At 69.9% G+C, this 15500-nt stretch carries 17 protein-coding genes and 1 riboswitch; of the genes, 13 read left to right on the forward strand and 4 right to left on the reverse strand.

Features of this window, described 5'->3' with window-relative positions; genetic code table 11:
• The coding region (locus AB8Z36_RS08530; protein ID WP_369212594.1) for an RDD family protein at window positions 1-679 on the forward strand (679 nt) is incomplete at its 5' end.
• Between the two features lie 40 nt (window positions 680-719).
• Here AB8Z36_RS08530 and AB8Z36_RS08535 read toward each other — a convergent pair.
• Entirely contained in the window at window positions 720-995 is a 276-nt protein-coding gene (locus tag AB8Z36_RS08535; protein WP_369212595.1) for a hypothetical protein, read from the reverse strand.
• A gap of 487 nt (window positions 996-1482) precedes the next feature.
• Between AB8Z36_RS08535 and AB8Z36_RS08540 the strand changes: the two genes are divergently transcribed.
• Window positions 1483-3903: an immune inhibitor A domain-containing protein gene (locus tag AB8Z36_RS08540; RefSeq protein WP_369212596.1), complete on the forward strand. Its 2421-nt coding sequence runs from the start codon at window positions 1483-1485 to the stop codon at window positions 3901-3903.
• 156 nt (window positions 3904-4059) lie between these two features.
• Window positions 4060-4395: a hypothetical protein gene (locus tag AB8Z36_RS08545; protein ID WP_369212597.1), complete on the forward strand. Its 336-nt coding sequence runs from the start codon at window positions 4060-4062 to the stop codon at window positions 4393-4395.
• Window positions 4396-4460: 65 nt separating this feature from the next.
• Here the strand turns inward: AB8Z36_RS08545 and AB8Z36_RS08550 are convergent, their stop codons facing one another.
• Both AB8Z36_RS08550 and AB8Z36_RS08555 read right to left on the reverse strand, forming a co-directional pair.
• Complete coding sequence (locus tag AB8Z36_RS08550) at window positions 4461-5045, reverse strand: isochorismatase family protein (RefSeq protein WP_369212598.1); 585 nt, start codon at window positions 5043-5045, stop codon at window positions 4461-4463.
• 66 nt (window positions 5046-5111) lie between these two features.
• Window positions 5112-6440 (reverse strand): nicotinate phosphoribosyltransferase, encoded by a 1329-nt coding sequence (locus tag AB8Z36_RS08555; protein WP_369212599.1) that lies wholly within the window; start codon window positions 6438-6440, stop codon window positions 5112-5114.
• An 80-nt stretch (window positions 6441-6520) separates the two neighbouring features.
• Between AB8Z36_RS08555 and clpS the strand changes: the two genes are divergently transcribed.
• The 10 genes from clpS (at window position 6521) to AB8Z36_RS08605 (ending at window position 14705) form a co-directional block, all read left to right on the forward strand.
• Window positions 6521-6835, forward strand: a complete 315-nt coding sequence (gene clpS, locus AB8Z36_RS08560) for an ATP-dependent Clp protease adapter ClpS (protein WP_369212600.1) — start codon at window positions 6521-6523, stop codon at window positions 6833-6835.
• 73 nt (window positions 6836-6908) lie between these two features.
• Window positions 6909-7505: a DUF2017 domain-containing protein gene (locus tag AB8Z36_RS08565; protein ID WP_369212601.1), complete on the forward strand. Its 597-nt coding sequence runs from the start codon at window positions 6909-6911 to the stop codon at window positions 7503-7505.
• 370 nt (window positions 7506-7875) lie between these two features.
• Window positions 7876-9375 (forward strand): amino acid permease, encoded by a 1500-nt coding sequence (locus AB8Z36_RS08570; protein WP_369212602.1) that lies wholly within the window; start codon window positions 7876-7878, stop codon window positions 9373-9375.
• Between the two features lie 78 nt (window positions 9376-9453).
• Window positions 9454-9876, forward strand: coding sequence for a Mov34/MPN/PAD-1 family protein (locus AB8Z36_RS08575; RefSeq protein ID WP_369212603.1), 423 nt, complete (start codon window positions 9454-9456; stop codon window positions 9874-9876).
• Window positions 9877-9886: 10 nt separating this feature from the next.
• Window positions 9887-10007: riboswitch (cobalamin riboswitch) on the forward strand.
• A 91-nt stretch (window positions 10008-10098) separates the two neighbouring features.
• Complete coding sequence (locus AB8Z36_RS08580) at window positions 10099-11073, forward strand: ABC transporter substrate-binding protein (protein ID WP_440581878.1); 975 nt, start codon at window positions 10099-10101, stop codon at window positions 11071-11073.
• 185 nt (window positions 11074-11258) lie between these two features.
• Entirely contained in the window at window positions 11259-12230 is a 972-nt protein-coding gene (locus AB8Z36_RS08585; protein WP_440581879.1) for a FecCD family ABC transporter permease, read from the forward strand.
• Window positions 12227-13069 carry an ABC transporter ATP-binding protein gene (locus tag AB8Z36_RS08590; protein ID WP_369212605.1) on the forward strand — a complete coding sequence of 281 codons (843 nt, stop codon included), beginning with the start codon at window positions 12227-12229 and terminating at the stop codon, window positions 13067-13069. The genes AB8Z36_RS08585 and AB8Z36_RS08590 overlap by 4 nt, the downstream gene beginning before the upstream one ends.
• Before the next feature lie 66 nt (window positions 13070-13135).
• Entirely contained in the window at window positions 13136-13240 is a 105-nt protein-coding gene (locus AB8Z36_RS08595) for a putative leader peptide (protein ID WP_363251067.1), read from the forward strand.
• Window positions 13241-13460: 220 nt separating this feature from the next.
• On the forward strand, window positions 13461-13739 hold the full coding sequence (locus AB8Z36_RS08600) for a MoaD/ThiS family protein (protein ID WP_369212606.1): 279 nt from the start codon (window positions 13461-13463) through the stop codon (window positions 13737-13739).
• A gap of 12 nt (window positions 13740-13751) precedes the next feature.
• Window positions 13752-14705 carry a PLP-dependent cysteine synthase family protein gene (locus AB8Z36_RS08605; protein WP_369212607.1) on the forward strand — a complete coding sequence of 318 codons (954 nt, stop codon included), beginning with the start codon at window positions 13752-13754 and terminating at the stop codon, window positions 14703-14705.
• 431 nt (window positions 14706-15136) lie between these two features.
• On the opposite strand, the gene AB8Z36_RS08610 is transcribed toward AB8Z36_RS08605, so the two are convergent.
• On the reverse strand, window positions 15137-15500 hold a 364-nt coding region (locus tag AB8Z36_RS08610), incomplete at its 5' end, for a type II toxin-antitoxin system PemK/MazF family toxin (protein WP_369212608.1).

Raw genomic sequence — 15500 nt, forward strand, 5'->3', positions numbered from 1 at the left:
CCTCCGCCGTAGGGCCCACCGGGGGGGGGGGGGGGGGGGGGGGGGGGGGGGGGGGGGGGGGGGGGGGGGGGGGGGGGGGGGGGGGGGGGGGGGGGGGGGGGGGGGGGGGGGGTACGGAACCCCGCCCCCCGGCGGCGGTGCCCCCTACGGCGGCGTGCCTCCGGGGGGGGGCGGCGGTGGGCCCTACGGCGGAGGTCCCGGCGGTTACGGCGGCCAGGACCCCCTCGCCGGAATGCCGCCCCTGGCCGACAGCGGGAAGCGGGTGCTCGCCCGCATCATCGACATGATCCTGGTCGGCATCGTCGTGGGCCTGCTGTCCTGGGCGTTCGGCACGTCCGAGTACGACATCGACCCGGACAAGGTGAACACGGGCCGCTCGTTCGGCCAATCGCTGCTGGCCGCCGTGCTCTACATCGCGTACGACACCTTCATGATCAGCAAGACCGGGCAGACGCTCGGCAAGAAGTGGCTCGGGCTGCGCGTCGCGAACCTCAACGACGGGGCCACGCCCAGCATGCAGACCGCGCTCGCCAGGTCAGCGGTTCTCTGGCTGCCGTTCGCCTTCTGCTGCGCCTGCATCTGGACGGCGATCTGCGGCGGCTGGAGCTTCTTCGACAAGCCCTACAAACAGGGCCTGCACGACAAGGCCGCGAAGACGGTGGTGGTCAGCACCCGGTAGTCCTCGTCGCGGTGGCACCCACAGACGGCGGGTCCGTGCTCTACGGGCCCGCCGTCTCGCGTACGGAATCGGCGAGTACGGGGCGCTGCGCGGGCACGCGCCGCTGGGCCGGGGAGGCCTCGGGCGCGGCGGGCGGCGCCGCCGGCTTGGGCTGCGGGACCGTCATCGCCACCAGGAGGCCGAGGCCGAGCGCGGCCACGGCTATCACCGCGACACCGACGCCCGAAGCGGTCCGGGAGAGCAGCAGCATGGCGAGGGTGGAGAAGACGACGGTCAGCGAACCGTAGACGATCTGTGCGGTGGTCGGACGTGGCATGGGACGAGGCATGACGTGATCCGTCCTCGGCAGGGACCCCCCCAGGTTGGTGACCATGGGGGCGGATGCGGATATGTGTACGGCTGTATACGAATCAAAGGGTGCCCGACGGTGGCGACTTGGGATGTGCCGCCGCGCGCGGTAGCGCACCGTCGATTGACTCTAAGACGCTGCATGCCCGACGGGAACGGGCGGTAAGCGTGACCTAACCCACGGTGCAGAGCACGGGGGGCGCACGGGTTCATGGCGTCCATCAAGCGGACGGCCGGGAGCGCCTGTTGACTTCGCACGAATGGGGCGTATGACGTCCGGATACCGGATGCGCGGGTCTGCATAGTGCACTTGGCCTGTTCAAGTCAAGGTCTGTCTTTTCTCCCGCACTTCCGGTCGAATGTCGTCACTTGTGACGCGTACATCGCGCGCGGACCTCCTCCGACCGGGAATTCGGTCCGCCATTCGCGCGGGCGCGTGGGGAGGAAATCATCAAGTGACAGCCAGAACACGGACGTTCAGAGCCACGGCGGTGGCCGTGGCGATGGCCGCTGCCGCCGCCACGTACTCCACGGCGACGGCCTCGGCCGGGGACGGTTCCCCGAGCGGGGCGCCGGCCATCGACCGGCAGGACCCGTCGCGGGCCAAGGCCGAGGTCGACCACGACCTCGAAGGCCCGTTCAGCAAGCAGCAGGCCCAGCAGCGCAAGGCGGCCCTCCAGCAGGTCGTCGCCGGGGACGCCAAGGTGCAGAAGAAGGGCGCCTCGAAGGTCGTCAAGCTCGACGACAAGAAGTACGTCGAACTCGGCCGCGAGAAGACCGACAAGATCTTCACGATCCTGGTGGAGTTCGGGAACAAGGTCGACGACACGACCATGTACGACCCGGACGGCCCCGAGGGTCCGCAGCCGCCGGTCAAGAAGTACGGCGGCAAGCCCGGCCCGCTGCACAACAAGATAGCCAAGCCCGACCCGAAGAAGGACAACAGCACGGCCTGGCAGAAGGACTACGACCAGAAGCACTTCCAGGACCTGTACTTCGGCAAGGGCAAGGGCAAGGACAGCAAGGGCAAGCAGAAGCACTCGCTGAAGACCTACTACGAGAAGACCTCGTCCGGCCGTTACTCGGTCGACGGTGAGGTCTCCGACTGGGTCAAGGTCGACTACAACGAGGCCCGCTACGGCTCGAACTACTGCGGCGACACCAACTGCCCGAACGTCTGGGACGCGGTCAAGGACGGCGTGACCGCCTGGGCCAAGGACCAGAAGGCCAAGGGCCGCACGGACGCGCAGATCAAGGCGGACCTGGCCAAGTACGACCAGTGGGACCGCTACGACTTCGACGGCGACGGCGACTTCAACGAGCCCGACGGCTACATCGACCACTTCCAGATCGTCCACGCGGGCGAGGACGAGTCGGCCGGCGGCGGCGCCGAGGGCGAGAACGCCCTGTGGGCGCACCGCTGGTACGCCTACGGCAACGACGCGGGCAAGACCGGCCCCGGCAACAACAAGGCCGGCGGCACGCAGATCGGTGACACCGGCATCTGGGTCGGCGACTACACGATGCAGCCGGAGAACGGCGGCCTCGGCGTCTTCGCCCACGAGTACGGCCACGACCTCGGTCTGCCCGACCTGTACGACACCTCGGGCAAGGGCGAGAACTCGGTCGGCTTCTGGTCGCTGATGTCGGCCGGTTCCTGGCTCGGCACCGGCAAGAACGCCATCGGTGACCTGCCGGGCGACATGACCGCCTGGGACAAGTTCCAGCTCGGCTGGCTCGACTACGCCAAGGCCAAGGCCGCGACGGTGTCCGAGCACAAGCTCGGCGTCTCGGAGTACAACACGCGCCACCGTCAGGCGCTCGTCGTCGACCTGCCAAAGAAGTCGGTCAAGACCACCGTCGTGAAGCCCGCCGAGGGCTCCAAGCAGTGGTGGAGCGACCAGGGTGACGACCTCAAGAACACCCTGACGCGCTCCGTCGACCTGACCGGCAAGGCCAAGGCCGACCTGTCGCTCCAGGGCTGGTGGGACATCGAGGCCAACTACGACTACCTCTACACCGAGGTCTCGACGGACAACGGCGCCAACTGGACGCCGGTGGACGGCACCGCGGACGGCAAGCCGATCACCCGCGACGCCGGTGACAAGCCCGCGCTGACCGGTGCCTCCGGCGCGTACAAGAAGCTGGTCTTCCCGCTCGACGCCTACGCGGGCAAGAAGATCGACGTCCGCTTCCGCTACTCCACGGACGGCGGCGCGGGCGGCAAGGGCTTCACGGCCGACGCCCTCGCGGTCACCGCGGACGGCACGAAGCTCTTCGAGGACGGCGCCGAGGGCGACGACAACGGCTGGACGGCGAAGGGCTTCTCGCGCATCGGCGAGTCCTTCACCAAGAAGTACGACCAGTACTACCTCGCCGAGAACCGCCAGTACGTCTCCTACGACGAGACCCTCGAGGTCGGCCCGTACAACTTCGGCTTCTCGAAGTCCCGTCCGGACTGGGTCGAGCACTACCCGTACCAGACCGGTCTGATGGTCTGGCAGTGGGACACCTCGCAGAAGGACAACAACACCAGCGCCCACCCGGGCCAGGGTCTGATCCTTCCGGTGGACGCCCACGCCAAGCCGCTGAAGTGGAAGGACGGCACGCTCCTCCGGAACAAGATCCAGCCGTACGACGCGCCGTTCAGCAAGTACAGCACCGACTCGTTCACGCTCCACAACGCGGACGTGCCGCTGAAGCTCCTCAAGCGCAAGGGTGTCTCGGTCTTCGACGACCACAAGGGCACCTACTGGTACAAGGAGAACCCGACGGGAAGTGTCAAGGTCACTGACACCAACACCCAGATCAAGATCATCGAGCAGCCCAAGGACGGCTCGTCGATCACGGTCCAGGTGGGCCCCTCCAAGAAGTAATTAGCATTTCCGCAGGTCAAACCATGATCGGCCGTCGCCCCCTAGCGGGCGGCGGCCGATCGTGTTTGAGTGCGTCCTGTGGTTCTCTTATTGACGCGGGGGCCGGCCGAGGCGGTCGAAGATCCCGCACGACGTCTCACGGGGGTGTGACGAAGCATGTCCGCAGGAGGTTTCTGCAAGCTGCCGAACGGCAGCGTGGTGGTGGCACTGACCCTGCCGGGACCGGCGCCGCGCGGCGGCGCCGTCAGGGTGATAGTCCACGCCGTCAACCGGGCCAGGGCCCTGACCAGGGTCCGCAACCTCGGCCTGCGGGCGGTCTACCTGCGGGGCAACGCGCAGCCCCCGACGCCGGACGAGGTCACGGCGGTCCTGCACCACCCGGACGGCCTGATATGGCGCACGGCCCCGGACGACGTCCGGGAGCTGTGGCATCCGGTACGGGCGCTGAAGCGGCAGAGCGGCCCGGGAAGGATCAGTCCGACGGGCGTGTGAAGAAGCCCCTCCGGCGGCCCCTCCGGCGATGGAGGAGCGGGGTCCGGGGCGGAGCCCCGAGGCGTTCAGACGACCGGCTTCCCGGTCAGCTCGACCCCGGCGGACCGGAGCTCCGCCATCGCCGCCTCCGTGGTCGCCGCGGCGACCCCCGCCGTCAGGTCAAGCAGGACGGTCGTCCGGAACCCCTCCCGTGCCGCGTCCACCGCGGTGGCCCGGACGCAGTGGTCCGTGGCGACACCCACCACGTCGACCTCGGTGACCTCCCGCTCGCGCAGCCATCGCGCGAGGGAGACCCCGTTCTCGTCGACGCCCTCGAACCCGCTGTAGGCGGCCGCGTAGGCCCCCTTGTCGAAGACGGCGTCGATCGCGCCGGAGGCGACGGCGGGAGCGAAGTTCGGGTGGAAGCCGACCCCCTCCGTGCCCGCCACGCAGTGCGGCGGCCAGGAGTCGACGTAGTCCGGGTGCTCGGAGAAGTGCGCACCGGGGTCGACGTGGTGATCGCGGGTGGCGACCACGTGCCGGTAGCACGCGGGCGCCTGCCCGATCAGCTCGGTGATGGCGGCGGCCACGTCGGCCCCACCGGCGACCGCGAGGCTGCCGCCCTCACAGAAGTCGTTCTGTACGTCTACGACGATCAGTGCGCGGCGCATGGCGGGTTCCTTCTGGTGGAGTGAGTACGAGCGTAGAGACTCTGTGTGCCCTGCGTGAAGAGGGGCTCAGACGTACTCGGTGGGGATGACCGCGTCGCCCCGCGAGAGCTGCGTCGCCGAGAGGGGCAGCCGGGCGCGCGCGGCGGCGTGCCGGTCGCGGACCGCGTCCAGGGGCTCACGGGCGACGACCTCACCGCCCTTGACCAGCTCGACCAGGAGCTGACGGTCGGCGAGCCCGGCCGGTACGGCGCCGGTGCCGATCACCTCGGCCTCGGCGACCCCGTACGCGTCATGGCGCCGCGCCGCCCACTTCCGGCCACCCATGGAGCTCTTCGCGCCCAGCGATTTCTTCGCCACCGGTTCGAGCGGGGCCTTGGGGTCCGCCGAGTGGGCGCGGGCCACCAGCTTGTAGACCATCGAGGCGGTGGGGTGCCCGGAGCCCGTGACGAGCTGCGTGCCCACGCCGTACGCGTCCACGGGGGCCGCCGCGAGCGAGGCGATGGCGTACTCGTCGAGGTCGGACGTCACGACGATCTTCGTCTCGGTCGCCCCCAGCTCGTCGAGCTGCTGGCGCACCCGGTGGGCGACGAGCAGCAGGTCGCCGGAGTCGATGCGCACGGCGCCGAGCTCGGGCCCGGCGACCTCGACGGCCATCCGGACGGCCTCGGTCACGTCGTAGGTGTCCACGAGCAGGGTCGTGCCGCGGCCGAGCGAGTCGACCTGGGCCCGGAAGGCGTCGCGTTCGCTGTCGTGCAGCAGGGTGAAGGCGTGGGCGCTGGTGCCGACGGTCGGGATGCCGTAGCGGAAGCCCGCGGCCAGGTCGGACGTGGTCGCGAAGCCGCCGACGTACGCGGCGCGGGCGGCGGCCACGGCGGCCAGCTCGTGGGTGCGGCGGGCGCCCATCTCGATCAGCGGGCGGTCCCCGGCGGCCGAGGACATCCGGGAGGCCGCGGCGGCGATCGCCGAGTCGTGGTTGAGGATGGAGAGGATCACGGTCTCCAGGAGCACGCACTCCGCGAAGGACCCCTCGACCCGCAGGATCGGCGAGCCGGGGAAGTAGACCTCACCCTCGGGGTAGCCCCAGATGTCGCCCGTGAAGCGGTAGCCGGAGAGCCACTGGAGCGTCGCCTCGTCGACGATGTCCCGCTCGCGCAGGAATCCGAGCACATCGGCGTCGAAGCGGAAGTTCTCGACGGCGTCGAGCACCCGGCCCGTTCCGGCCACCACGCCGTAGCGGCGCCCCTCGGGGAGTCTGCGGGTGAAGACCTCGAAGACGGAGCGCCGGTCGCCCGTACCGCCCCGCAGGGCCGCCTGGAGCATCGTCAGCTCGTACTGGTCGGTGAAGAGCGCCGTCGACGGAACATCCACCGGCAGCCCAAGGTCCGCTGTGTTCATACGAAGGATGCTACCCCGCATCTCGTCACTCTGACGATTTCGTGGGCCCATTTGTGCGAGGGCCCCTCGGTGGTGGCAGCATGGGGCGGGTGAGTACGGCTCCCGCAGAGATCACCCGCCCGGAATCGGACGAAGAGGCGCACATCGCCCCCGAGCCGGACGTTCCCTGGATCACGCTCGTGCACAACGACCCGGTCAACCTGATGAGCTACGTGTCGTACGTCTTCCAGACGTATTTCGGGTACTCGAAGGCCAAGGCCGACAAACTGATGATGGACGTGCACCACAAGGGCAGGGCGGTCGTCTCCAGCGGCACGCGCGAGGAGATGGAGCGCGACGTGCAGGCCATGCACGGGTACGGCCTGTGGGCCACCCTTCAGCAGGACCGCAAGTGAGGGCCGCGAGAGGGCGGGCCGCGCACCGGCGGGCCCGGCGACAGCGGACGGACCGGAAGCAGCGACGCATCTGATGCCAGGACACTTCGAACCGATTCCCGGGGGCGGCGCGACCGTCGCGCTCGACGAGGTCGAGATCTCGATCATCCGCTCCCTCGCCGTGCAGCTCCTGGAGCTGATCGGTCCAGGGCCGGGCGGTGAACCCTCGGACGATCCCCTCGCGGAGATCTTCGCGGAGGGCCCGAGCGAGCCGCCCGCCGATCCGGTGATGCGGCGCCTGCTGCCCGACGCGTACGGCGGTCCCGGCAGTGAGCGGGGGGACGAGGACGAACTGCGGGCGTATTCGTCGGAGTTCCGCCGGTTCACGGAGAACGATCTGCGGGCGAAGAAGCGCGACGACGCCCTCGTCGTGATCCGTTCGCTGGACGCGGCGACGTCGTCCGGCGAGGGCGAGATTGGCCTGAAACTGACGGTCGAGGAGTCCCGGCACTGGCTCGGCGCCCTCAATGACCTCCGGCTCGCGATCGGCACACGGCTCGAAGTCGCCGACGAGGACGACGCCGAGCTGCTGTACCGGCTGCCCGACTCCGACCCCCGCAAGCCGATGGTGATGGCCTATCTCTGGCTGGGCGGACTGCAGGAGACGCTGGTTGAGACGTTGACGGGTTAACCTCGACGCGAATTCGATGCCATATGCAGCGAAAATTGGTGTAACGGACAGCTTGCGTTCACGCGGTGGACCGTTCGCTCAGCGGATGCTCAAATCCGTATAACGATCACGTCACGGCATTGCCCTGTTCTGCTCGCGATCGCACGCCTTTGTCCGCTTTTTCATGTGGTGTACACCACAAGTGGCTCATTCCCTCACTGTTGCCCCCGTGATAAATCTTCACGACCGCTCGGCGACGCCACCCATGTCGCTGAGGGCGCTCGGGCCGGCAGACCGTCGGTAGCACTCCATCCATATCCGGGGGGATCAGGACCTGATCCGCGGCACACCGCAGAAAGCGGCGCGGATCAGCATGGAGAAAGGCGTCACCATGACCTCAGTGCAGGTCGAAGAGCATCACGACGAGCACGGCGGCAATGGTGTCGTGCAGGGCGCCGGGTCTTCCGGCGAGGGCGAGGGCTACCAGCGCGGGCTCGGGGCCCGGCAGATCCAGATGATCGCCATCGGCGGCGCCATCGGCACCGGCCTCTTCCTCGGCGCGGGCAAGGCCATCCACAAGGCCGGCCCCAGCCTCATCCTGGCGTACGCCATCGCGGGCCTCGTCATCTTCTTCATCATGCGGGCGCTCGGCGAGCTCCTCATGTACCGCCCGGTCTCGGGCTCCTTCTCCGAGTACGCGCGCGAGTTCCTCGGCCCGTTCTTCGGCTTCGTCACCGGCTGGACGTACTGGCTCTTCTGGGTCGTCACCGGCATCACGGAAGTCACCGCCGCCGCCCAGTACATGCAGTACTGGACACATGACGCCATCCCGCAGTGGGCGTACGCGCTGATCTTCACGGTCATCCTGTACGGCGCGAACCTCATCTCCGTGAAGCTCTTCGGTGAGCTGGAGTTCTGGTTCTCGATGGTCAAGGTCACCGCCATCATCGGCATGATCCTGATCTGCCTCGGCATCCTCACCATCGGCTTCTCCGACGCCGGTGACACCGCCTCCGTGACCCACCTCTGGGACCAGGGCGGCTTCTTCCCGAACGGCATCGGCTCCACGCTGATGACGCTCCAGATCGTGATGTTCGCCTTCCTCGCCGTCGAGCTGGTCGGCGTCACCGCGGGCGAGTCCAAGGACCCCAAGACCGTCCTGCCCAAGGCCATCAACACCGTGCCGTGGCGCATCGCCGTCTTCTACGTCGGCGCGCTCATCATGATCCTCTCGGTCGTGCCGTGGACGTCCTTCCAGCCCGGCGTCTCGCCGTTCGTCGCCGCCTTCGAGAAGATGGGCCTCGGCGTCGGCGCCGCGATCGTCAACTTCGTGGTCCTCACCGCCGCCCTCTCCTCCTGCAACTCCGGCATGTACTCCACCGGCCGCATGCTGCGCGACCTGGCGCTCAACAATCAGGGACCGGCGTTCTTCACCAAGCTCACGAAGAACGGCCTGCCGCTGGTCGGCACCACCGTCTCCGCCGCGTTCATGCTGGTCGGCGTCTGGATCAACTACCAGTGGCCGGGCGAGGCGTTCAACTACGTCGTCTCCTTCGCGACCATCTCCGGCATGTGGGCCTGGATCATGATCCTGGCCTGCCAGATCCGCTACCGCCGCAAGGCCGACCGCGGCGAGCTCCCGCAGTCCACCTTCCGGGCGCCCGGTGCCCCGTACACCAGCTGGTTCGCGCTGCTCTTCATCGGCATGGTCATCGTGATGATGGGCGTGGACAAGGACGCGCGGATCTCGCTCTACGCCGCTCCGGTCTGGGCCGCGATCCTGGTGACCGCGTACTACGTCCTGAAGGCGCGCAACCCGCAGGCCGCCGCGTTCAGCAAGCGCAAGAACGTCGCCGCCGCCTCCGAGGACAAGACGGCCGACAAGGCCTGATGTAGCCCGCTGTCCAGCATTCGGGCCCGTACGTACCACATTCCGGTACGTACGGGCCCTCTGCTTATCCTGGCTCCCATGCTGACCATCACCCAGGCCCTCCACGACGAGATCGTCGCCCACGCGCGCCAGGACCACCCCGACGAGGCGTGCGGCGTGGTCGCGGGCCCGGCGGGCACCGGCCGCCCCGAGCGGTTCATCCCGATGCTGAACGCGGCGCGCTCACCCACGTTCTACGAGTTCGACTCGGGCGACCTGCTCAAGCTGTACCGCGAGATGGACGACCGCGACGAGGAGCCGGTGATCGTCTACCACTCGCACACCGCGACCGAGGCGTACCCCTCCCGCACCGACATCACCTACGCCAACGAGCCCGGCGCGCACTACGTCCTGGTCTCCACCGCGGACACCGACGACGCGGGCCCCTTCCAGTTCCGCTCGTTCCGCATCGTGGACGGCGAGGTCACCGAGGAGGACGTGCGGGTCGTCGAGGCATACTGAGCGCTGACCCACCCAGTACAAGGCGGCAGGAGCCAGGAAGCCGGTGCGAACCCGGCACGGTCCCGCCACTGTGACCCCACCCCCGACCGGGGGCGGGGGAGTCAGGAACTGACCTGCCGCCTTCTCCACGCTACGCAGGGGACGCGGAAATCCCCTGGAGGAGGCAGTTCAGCCATGTCCCGCTCCCCGCGGATCTCCCGCGCCGCGCAGATCTCCCGCGCCGTGCCCCGTCCGGTACGCGTGCTCGCCGCCGCGGCGCTCCTCGCCCCGCTCGCCGCGTGCTCCTCACCGGGCCCGGGCGACGACGGCAGGGCCGCGTCCGCCGCCCAGCGGGCCGGTTTCCCGTACACGGTCACCAACTGCGGCGTGAAGACCACCTACGACGCGCCGCCCCAGCGGGCCGTGACGATGAACCAGCACGTCACCGAGGTCATGCTGGAACTCGGCCTGGAGGACAGGCTCGCCGGGACCGCCTACCTCGACGACAAGGTCCTCGCGAAGTACGCCAAGGCCTACGCCTCCGCCCCGGTCCTCGCCAAGGAGTACCCCTCCTACGAGAAACTCCTCGCCGCCAACCCCGACTTCGTCTACGGCGGCTACTCCAGCGCCTTCCTCGCCGGTGACGGCCGCAGCCGGTCGGCGCTGGCCAAGTCAGGCATCAAGAGCCGCCTGAACGTCGAGGGCTGCGCGAAGCGCCCGGTCACGATGGACGACGTGTACCGCGAGGTGCGCGAGGTCGGCTCGACCTTCGGGGTGCGCGAGCGGGCGGACAAGTGGGTGGGCGCCGCGCGGCGCGAACTGGCCGTCACGGCGGACAAGGCCGGGGCCAAGGGCGGAAAGCCGCTGCCGGTCTTCGTCTACGACAGCGGCGACAAGACCGCGTTCACGGTCGGCGGCCGGGGCATCGGCAACGACATCATCACCCGCGCGGGCGGCCGCAACGTCTTCGCCGACGTGGACAAGTCCTTCGGCGACGCGTCCTGGGAGAAGGTCGTCGAGCGCAAGCCGGAGACCATCGTCATCCTCGACTACGGCGGCACGACGGTGGCCCAGAAGAAGAAGCGCCTCCTGGACGACCCGGTCCTCGCGGACGTCCCCGCCGTCAAGCACAGACGCTTCGCGGTCCTGCGGCTCTCGGACATGGTCACGGGGGTGAGAGCACCGGGGGCGGTGAAGAAGCTGGCGGAACAGCTGTGAGGGGGGCGCGGGACGCTCGGCCCGGACGAGGGGTGACGCAGCCCGTCCGGCGTGCCTCGAAGCCCGGGGGAGCGGTACGTCAGCCCGTCCGGCGTTCGAGGACGGGCCCGCGGGGCGATGGACCGAGCCTCAAGAGGCGGCGCCTCCTGACACTGACGGGGTTGTCCCTGGCCCTCGCGGCAGCGATGGTCGCCGGGCTGGCACTCGGCTCCGTCCGCATCCCGCCCGGCCACGTCCTGGAGATCCTCATGGGCAGGGCGGAACCCTCCCCCTTCCGGACCATCGTCCTTGACGTACGGCTTCCCCGGGTTCTCCTCGGCGCCACCGTCGGCGCCGGACTGGCCGTCATCGGCACGGTGCTCCAGGCCCTGGTCCGCAACCCCCTCGCGGACCCGTTCCTGCTCGGCGTCAGCTCGGGCGCCTCCGTCGGCGCGGTCGCCGCGATCGTCTTCGGCGGCGTCTTCGGCATCGGAACGGCGCTGGCCACCACGGTCACGATCCCCGCCGCCTCCTTCGTGGGCGCGATGCTCTCGCTGGTCCTCGTCCACGCTCTCGCGCGCAGCGGCGGCGGTGGCTTCGCGACCGGGCGGCTGATCCTGGCCGGAGTCGCCGTCTCGTACATCCTGACCGCCCTGACCAGCCTCATCCTGGTCACCGCGGACAGCGCGGACCACCTCAAGGAGGTCCTGTACTGGACGCTCGGCGGCCTCGGCAGCGCCCGCTGGGACATGCTCGCCCTGCCCTGCGCCACCCTCGCCGTCGGCACGGCCCTCCTGATGGCACTGGCCCGCCCGCTCGACCTGCTGCTCGTGGGCGAGGAGGGCGCCACCGTCCTCGGCCTGGACACGGCCCGCTTCCGCGTCGCCGTGTTCGTCCTCGCCACGCTCCTGACCGGCGTACTCGTCGCGTACAGCGGAGCCATCGGCTTCGTCGGCCTGATGGTGCCGCACGCCGCCCGCATGCTGGTCGGCGCCGCGCACCGCCCGCTGCTCCCGGTCGTCGCCCTGATGGGCGCGGTGTTCCTGGTCGTCGCCGACCTCGCCGCCCGCACCGTCGCCGCCCCGCAGGACATCCCGGTCGGTGTGCTCACCGCGCTGACCGGCGGCCCGTTCTTCCTCTGGCTGCTGCGGCGGCGTACCGAAGGAGTCCCGGCATGACCACGCGCCCCGGCACGACCGCGCACCCCCGCACCACCTCGCGCCCCCGCGCGGGCGAGCTCCGCACGGAGGGCCTCACGTACGAGGTGGCGGGCAGGCGCCTCCTGGACGGCGTCGACCTGACCGCCGCCCCCGGCGAGACCGTCGGCGTCGTCGGCCCCAACGGCAGCGGCAAGACGACCCTGCTGCGCTGCGTGTACGGGACCCTCCGCCCCACCGGAGGCCGCGCCCTGCTTGACGGCGACGATCTCGCGGCGCTGCCCGCGAAGGCGCGCGCCCGGCGGCTCGCCACCGTCCCGCAGGACGGGCAGGCCGCCTTCGAGCTGAGTGTCCACCAGGTGGTCGCGATGGGACGCTCCCCGCACAAGCGCTTCTGGGAGGCGGACACCGCCGCCGACGAGGCACTCGTACGGGAGGCGCTCGCCCGCGTCGGCGTCGAGGACCTGGCCCACCGGGCGTTCCCGTCCCTGTCCGGCGGCGAACGCCRGCGCGCCCTGGTCGCCCGCGCCCTGGTCCAGGAACCGACCCTGGTCGTGCTCGACGAGCCCACCAACCACCTGGACATCCGCTACCAGCTCGATGTCCTCTCCCTGGTCAGGGGCCTGGGCACGACGAACCTCCTCGCCCTGCACGACCTGAACCTCGCCGCGTTCTACTGCGACCGCCTCTACGTCCTCGACGGCGGCGTCCCCGTCGCCTCCGGGACGCCCGATGAGGTCCTCACACCCGAGCTGTTCGCCACGGTCTACGGAGTGGAGGCCGAGGTCGGCAGGCACCCCACGACAGGCGCCCCGACCGTGGTCTACCTGCCCCCTGGCGCCCCCGCGCCCGCATCCTGAACACCATTCGTCCACCATCCGAGATCACATTCCAGAACCCGGACCGGGAATCGATACGATGACCGCATGGTTCCCCATGACGTGAGCGAAGAGACGCCGAGCGCCCTGCTGCTCGTGGCGCGGCTGCACGTCGACCTGTGCCGCCTCGCCAGCGCGATCTGTTCCCGCTGAACCGTTCCGCCGGGCGCCCCCGGGCCGCCGCACGCTCGCACCCGCGTGCCACCCTGGTCGGCGCGGGCGGAGTGCGGCGGGAGTGCGCCCGGCACCCGTACGGCCCGCACTCGCGCACCTGACGTGCTCGTCGTACCCGTCGTACGTGCCGTTGTCCCCGTCCTTCCGTCCCTCTCGTCCTTCCTCTCGTCCTTCTCGACTCCCGACAGGAGCCCTCAGCATGGCCATCGAGGTCCGCATCCCGACCATCCTCCGCACCTACACCGACGGCGAGAAGGCAGTGCAGGGCAGCGGCGGCACCCTCGCCGAGCTCTTCGCCGACCTCGACTCGCGGCACGCGGGCATCGCGGACCGCATCGTCGACGACGGCAAGCTGCGCCGCTTCGTGAACGTGTACCTCAACGACGAGGACGTCCGCTTCCTCGACGGCATCTCCACCAAGCTCGCCGACGGCGACAACGTCACGATCCTGCCGGCCGTCGCCGGCGGCATGGTCTAGGCCCGATCAGGGATGCCTCGCTACGACTCCCCGCTCGCCGCGGTCGGCAACACGCCGCTCGTACGCCTGCCGCGGCTCTCGCCCTCCGGCGACGTCCGCATCTGGGCCAAACTGGAGGACCGCAACCCGACCGGGTCCGTCAAGGACCGGCCGGCGCTGCACATGGTCGAACAGGCCGAGAAGGACGGCCGGTTGACGCCCGGCTGCACGATCCTGGAGCCGACCTCCGGCAACACCGGCATCTCGCTGGCGATGGCGGCCAAGCTCAAGGGCTACCGCATCGTGTGCGTCATGCCGGAGAACACCTCCCAGGAGCGGCGCGACCTGCTCGCCATGTGGGGCGCCGAGATCATCTCGTCCCCGGCGGCGGGCGGCTCCAACACCGCGGTCCGCGTGGCCAAGGAGCTCTTCGCCGAGCACCCGGACTGGGTGATGCTCTACCAGTACGGCAACCCGGACAACGCGGGCGCCCACTACACGACGACGGGCCCGGAGATCTTCGCCGACCTCCCGTCCGTGACCCACTTCGTGGCGGGCCTCGGCACCACCGGCACCCTCATGGGCGTCGGCAGGTACCTGCGGGAGCAGAACCCCGACATCAAGATCGTCGCCGCCGAGCCGCGCTACGACGATCTCGTCTACGGCCTGCGCAACCTCGACGAGGGCTTCGTCCCCGAGCTGTACGACGCCTCGGTCCTGACCAGCCGCTTCTCCGTCGGCTCCGCCGACGCGGTCACCCGTACCCGTGAACTCCTCCAGCAGGAGGGCATCTTCGCGGGCGTCTCCACCGGCGCGGCGCTGCACGCGGCGATCGGTGTCGGCCGGAAGGCGGTCAAGGCGGGGGAGACGGCGGACATCGTCTTCGTCGTGGCCGACGGCGGCTGGAAGTACCTGTCCACGGGCGTCTACACCGCGCCCACCACGGAGGCGGCGATCGAGACGCTGCACGGCCAGCTGTGGGCTTAGCCGCCCGGGAGAACGGTTCCTCGCTTCCCCCGTCTTTCGCTGACCGGCCTCCGCGTCCCCGGCTCCGCCGGGTTGTCCTCAAACGCCGGACGGGCTGAATTCTCGGCCCGGCCGGTGGTCGTGGCACCGGCTTCGCCGGTTGTCCTCAAACGCCGGACGGGCTGGATCTTGGCTCGGCCGGTTGTTCTCAGGTGCCGGACGGGCTGGATCTTGGCTCGGCCGGTTGTTCTCAGGTGCCGGACGGGCTGGATCTTGGCTCGGCCGGTTGTTCTCAGGTGCCGGACGGGCTGGATCTTGGCTCGGCCGGTTGTTCTCAGGTGCCGGACGGGCTGGATCTTGGCTCGGCCGGTTGTTCTCAGGTGCCGGACGGGCTGGATCTTGGCTCGGCCGGTTGTCATCGAGTGCCGGACGGGCTGGATTCTGGCTCAGGTTCACCGGGCCAAGTACTTCACCTGGTCCCATACCGCCGGGTCTACCGTGCCCGCGCCGCGGCGGAAGTCTGTCAGGGGGACGTCCCTCAGTTCGTCGGTCTCCAGGAAGCTCGCCCGGCCCTGGGCGTCGCCCACCGAGCCGGGGGGCAGGGGGATCACCCCCGGGCGCTCGTCGTGGTACCGGCTGGTGATCTTCGCGACGCGGGCCCGCTCGCCGCGGACCGACAGGACCAGACAGGGCCGGTCCTTGCCGCCGGGCCCGTCCTCGTAGGGGACGAGCGCCCACCAGATCTCCCCGGGAACGGGCGCGGGCAGCCGCCCCCGAGGCCCCCGGGGCCCGCGCGGCGGCCGGGCGGGCCCCGGC

This window comes from Streptomyces flavofungini, assembly GCF_041028215.1.
Taxonomy (GTDB): Bacteria; Actinomycetota; Actinomycetes; order Streptomycetales; family Streptomycetaceae; genus Streptomyces; species Streptomyces flavofungini_B.

Bases quoted from the DNA above. Each gene is read 5' to 3' on its own strand.
- AB8Z36_RS08535 (WP_369212595.1), bottom strand. From the start codon at position 995: ATGCCACGTCCGACCACCGCACAGATCGTCTACGGTTCGCTGACCGTC.
- AB8Z36_RS08545 (WP_369212597.1), top strand. From the start codon at position 4,060: ATGTCCGCAGGAGGTTTCTGCAAGCTGCCGAACGGCAGCGTGGTGGTG.
- AB8Z36_RS08550 (WP_369212598.1), bottom strand. From the start codon at position 5,045: ATGCGCCGCGCACTGATCGTCGTAGACGTACAGAACGACTTCTGTGAG.
- AB8Z36_RS08555 (WP_369212599.1), bottom strand. From the start codon at position 6,440: ATGAACACAGCGGACCTTGGGCTGCCGGTGGATGTTCCGTCGACGGCG.
- clpS (WP_369212600.1), top strand. From the start codon at position 6,521: ATGGGGCGGGTGAGTACGGCTCCCGCAGAGATCACCCGCCCGGAATCG.
- AB8Z36_RS08565 (WP_369212601.1), top strand. From the start codon at position 6,909: ATGCCAGGACACTTCGAACCGATTCCCGGGGGCGGCGCGACCGTCGCG.
- AB8Z36_RS08570 (WP_369212602.1), top strand. From the start codon at position 7,876: ATGACCTCAGTGCAGGTCGAAGAGCATCACGACGAGCACGGCGGCAAT.
- AB8Z36_RS08575 (WP_369212603.1), top strand. From the start codon at position 9,454: ATGCTGACCATCACCCAGGCCCTCCACGACGAGATCGTCGCCCACGCG.
- AB8Z36_RS08585 (WP_440581879.1), top strand. From the start codon at position 11,259: ATGGTCGCCGGGCTGGCACTCGGCTCCGTCCGCATCCCGCCCGGCCAC.
- AB8Z36_RS08595 (WP_363251067.1), top strand. From the start codon at position 13,136: ATGGTTCCCCATGACGTGAGCGAAGAGACGCCGAGCGCCCTGCTGCTC.
- AB8Z36_RS08600 (WP_369212606.1), top strand. From the start codon at position 13,461: ATGGCCATCGAGGTCCGCATCCCGACCATCCTCCGCACCTACACCGAC.
- AB8Z36_RS08605 (WP_369212607.1), top strand. From the start codon at position 13,752: ATGCCTCGCTACGACTCCCCGCTCGCCGCGGTCGGCAACACGCCGCTC.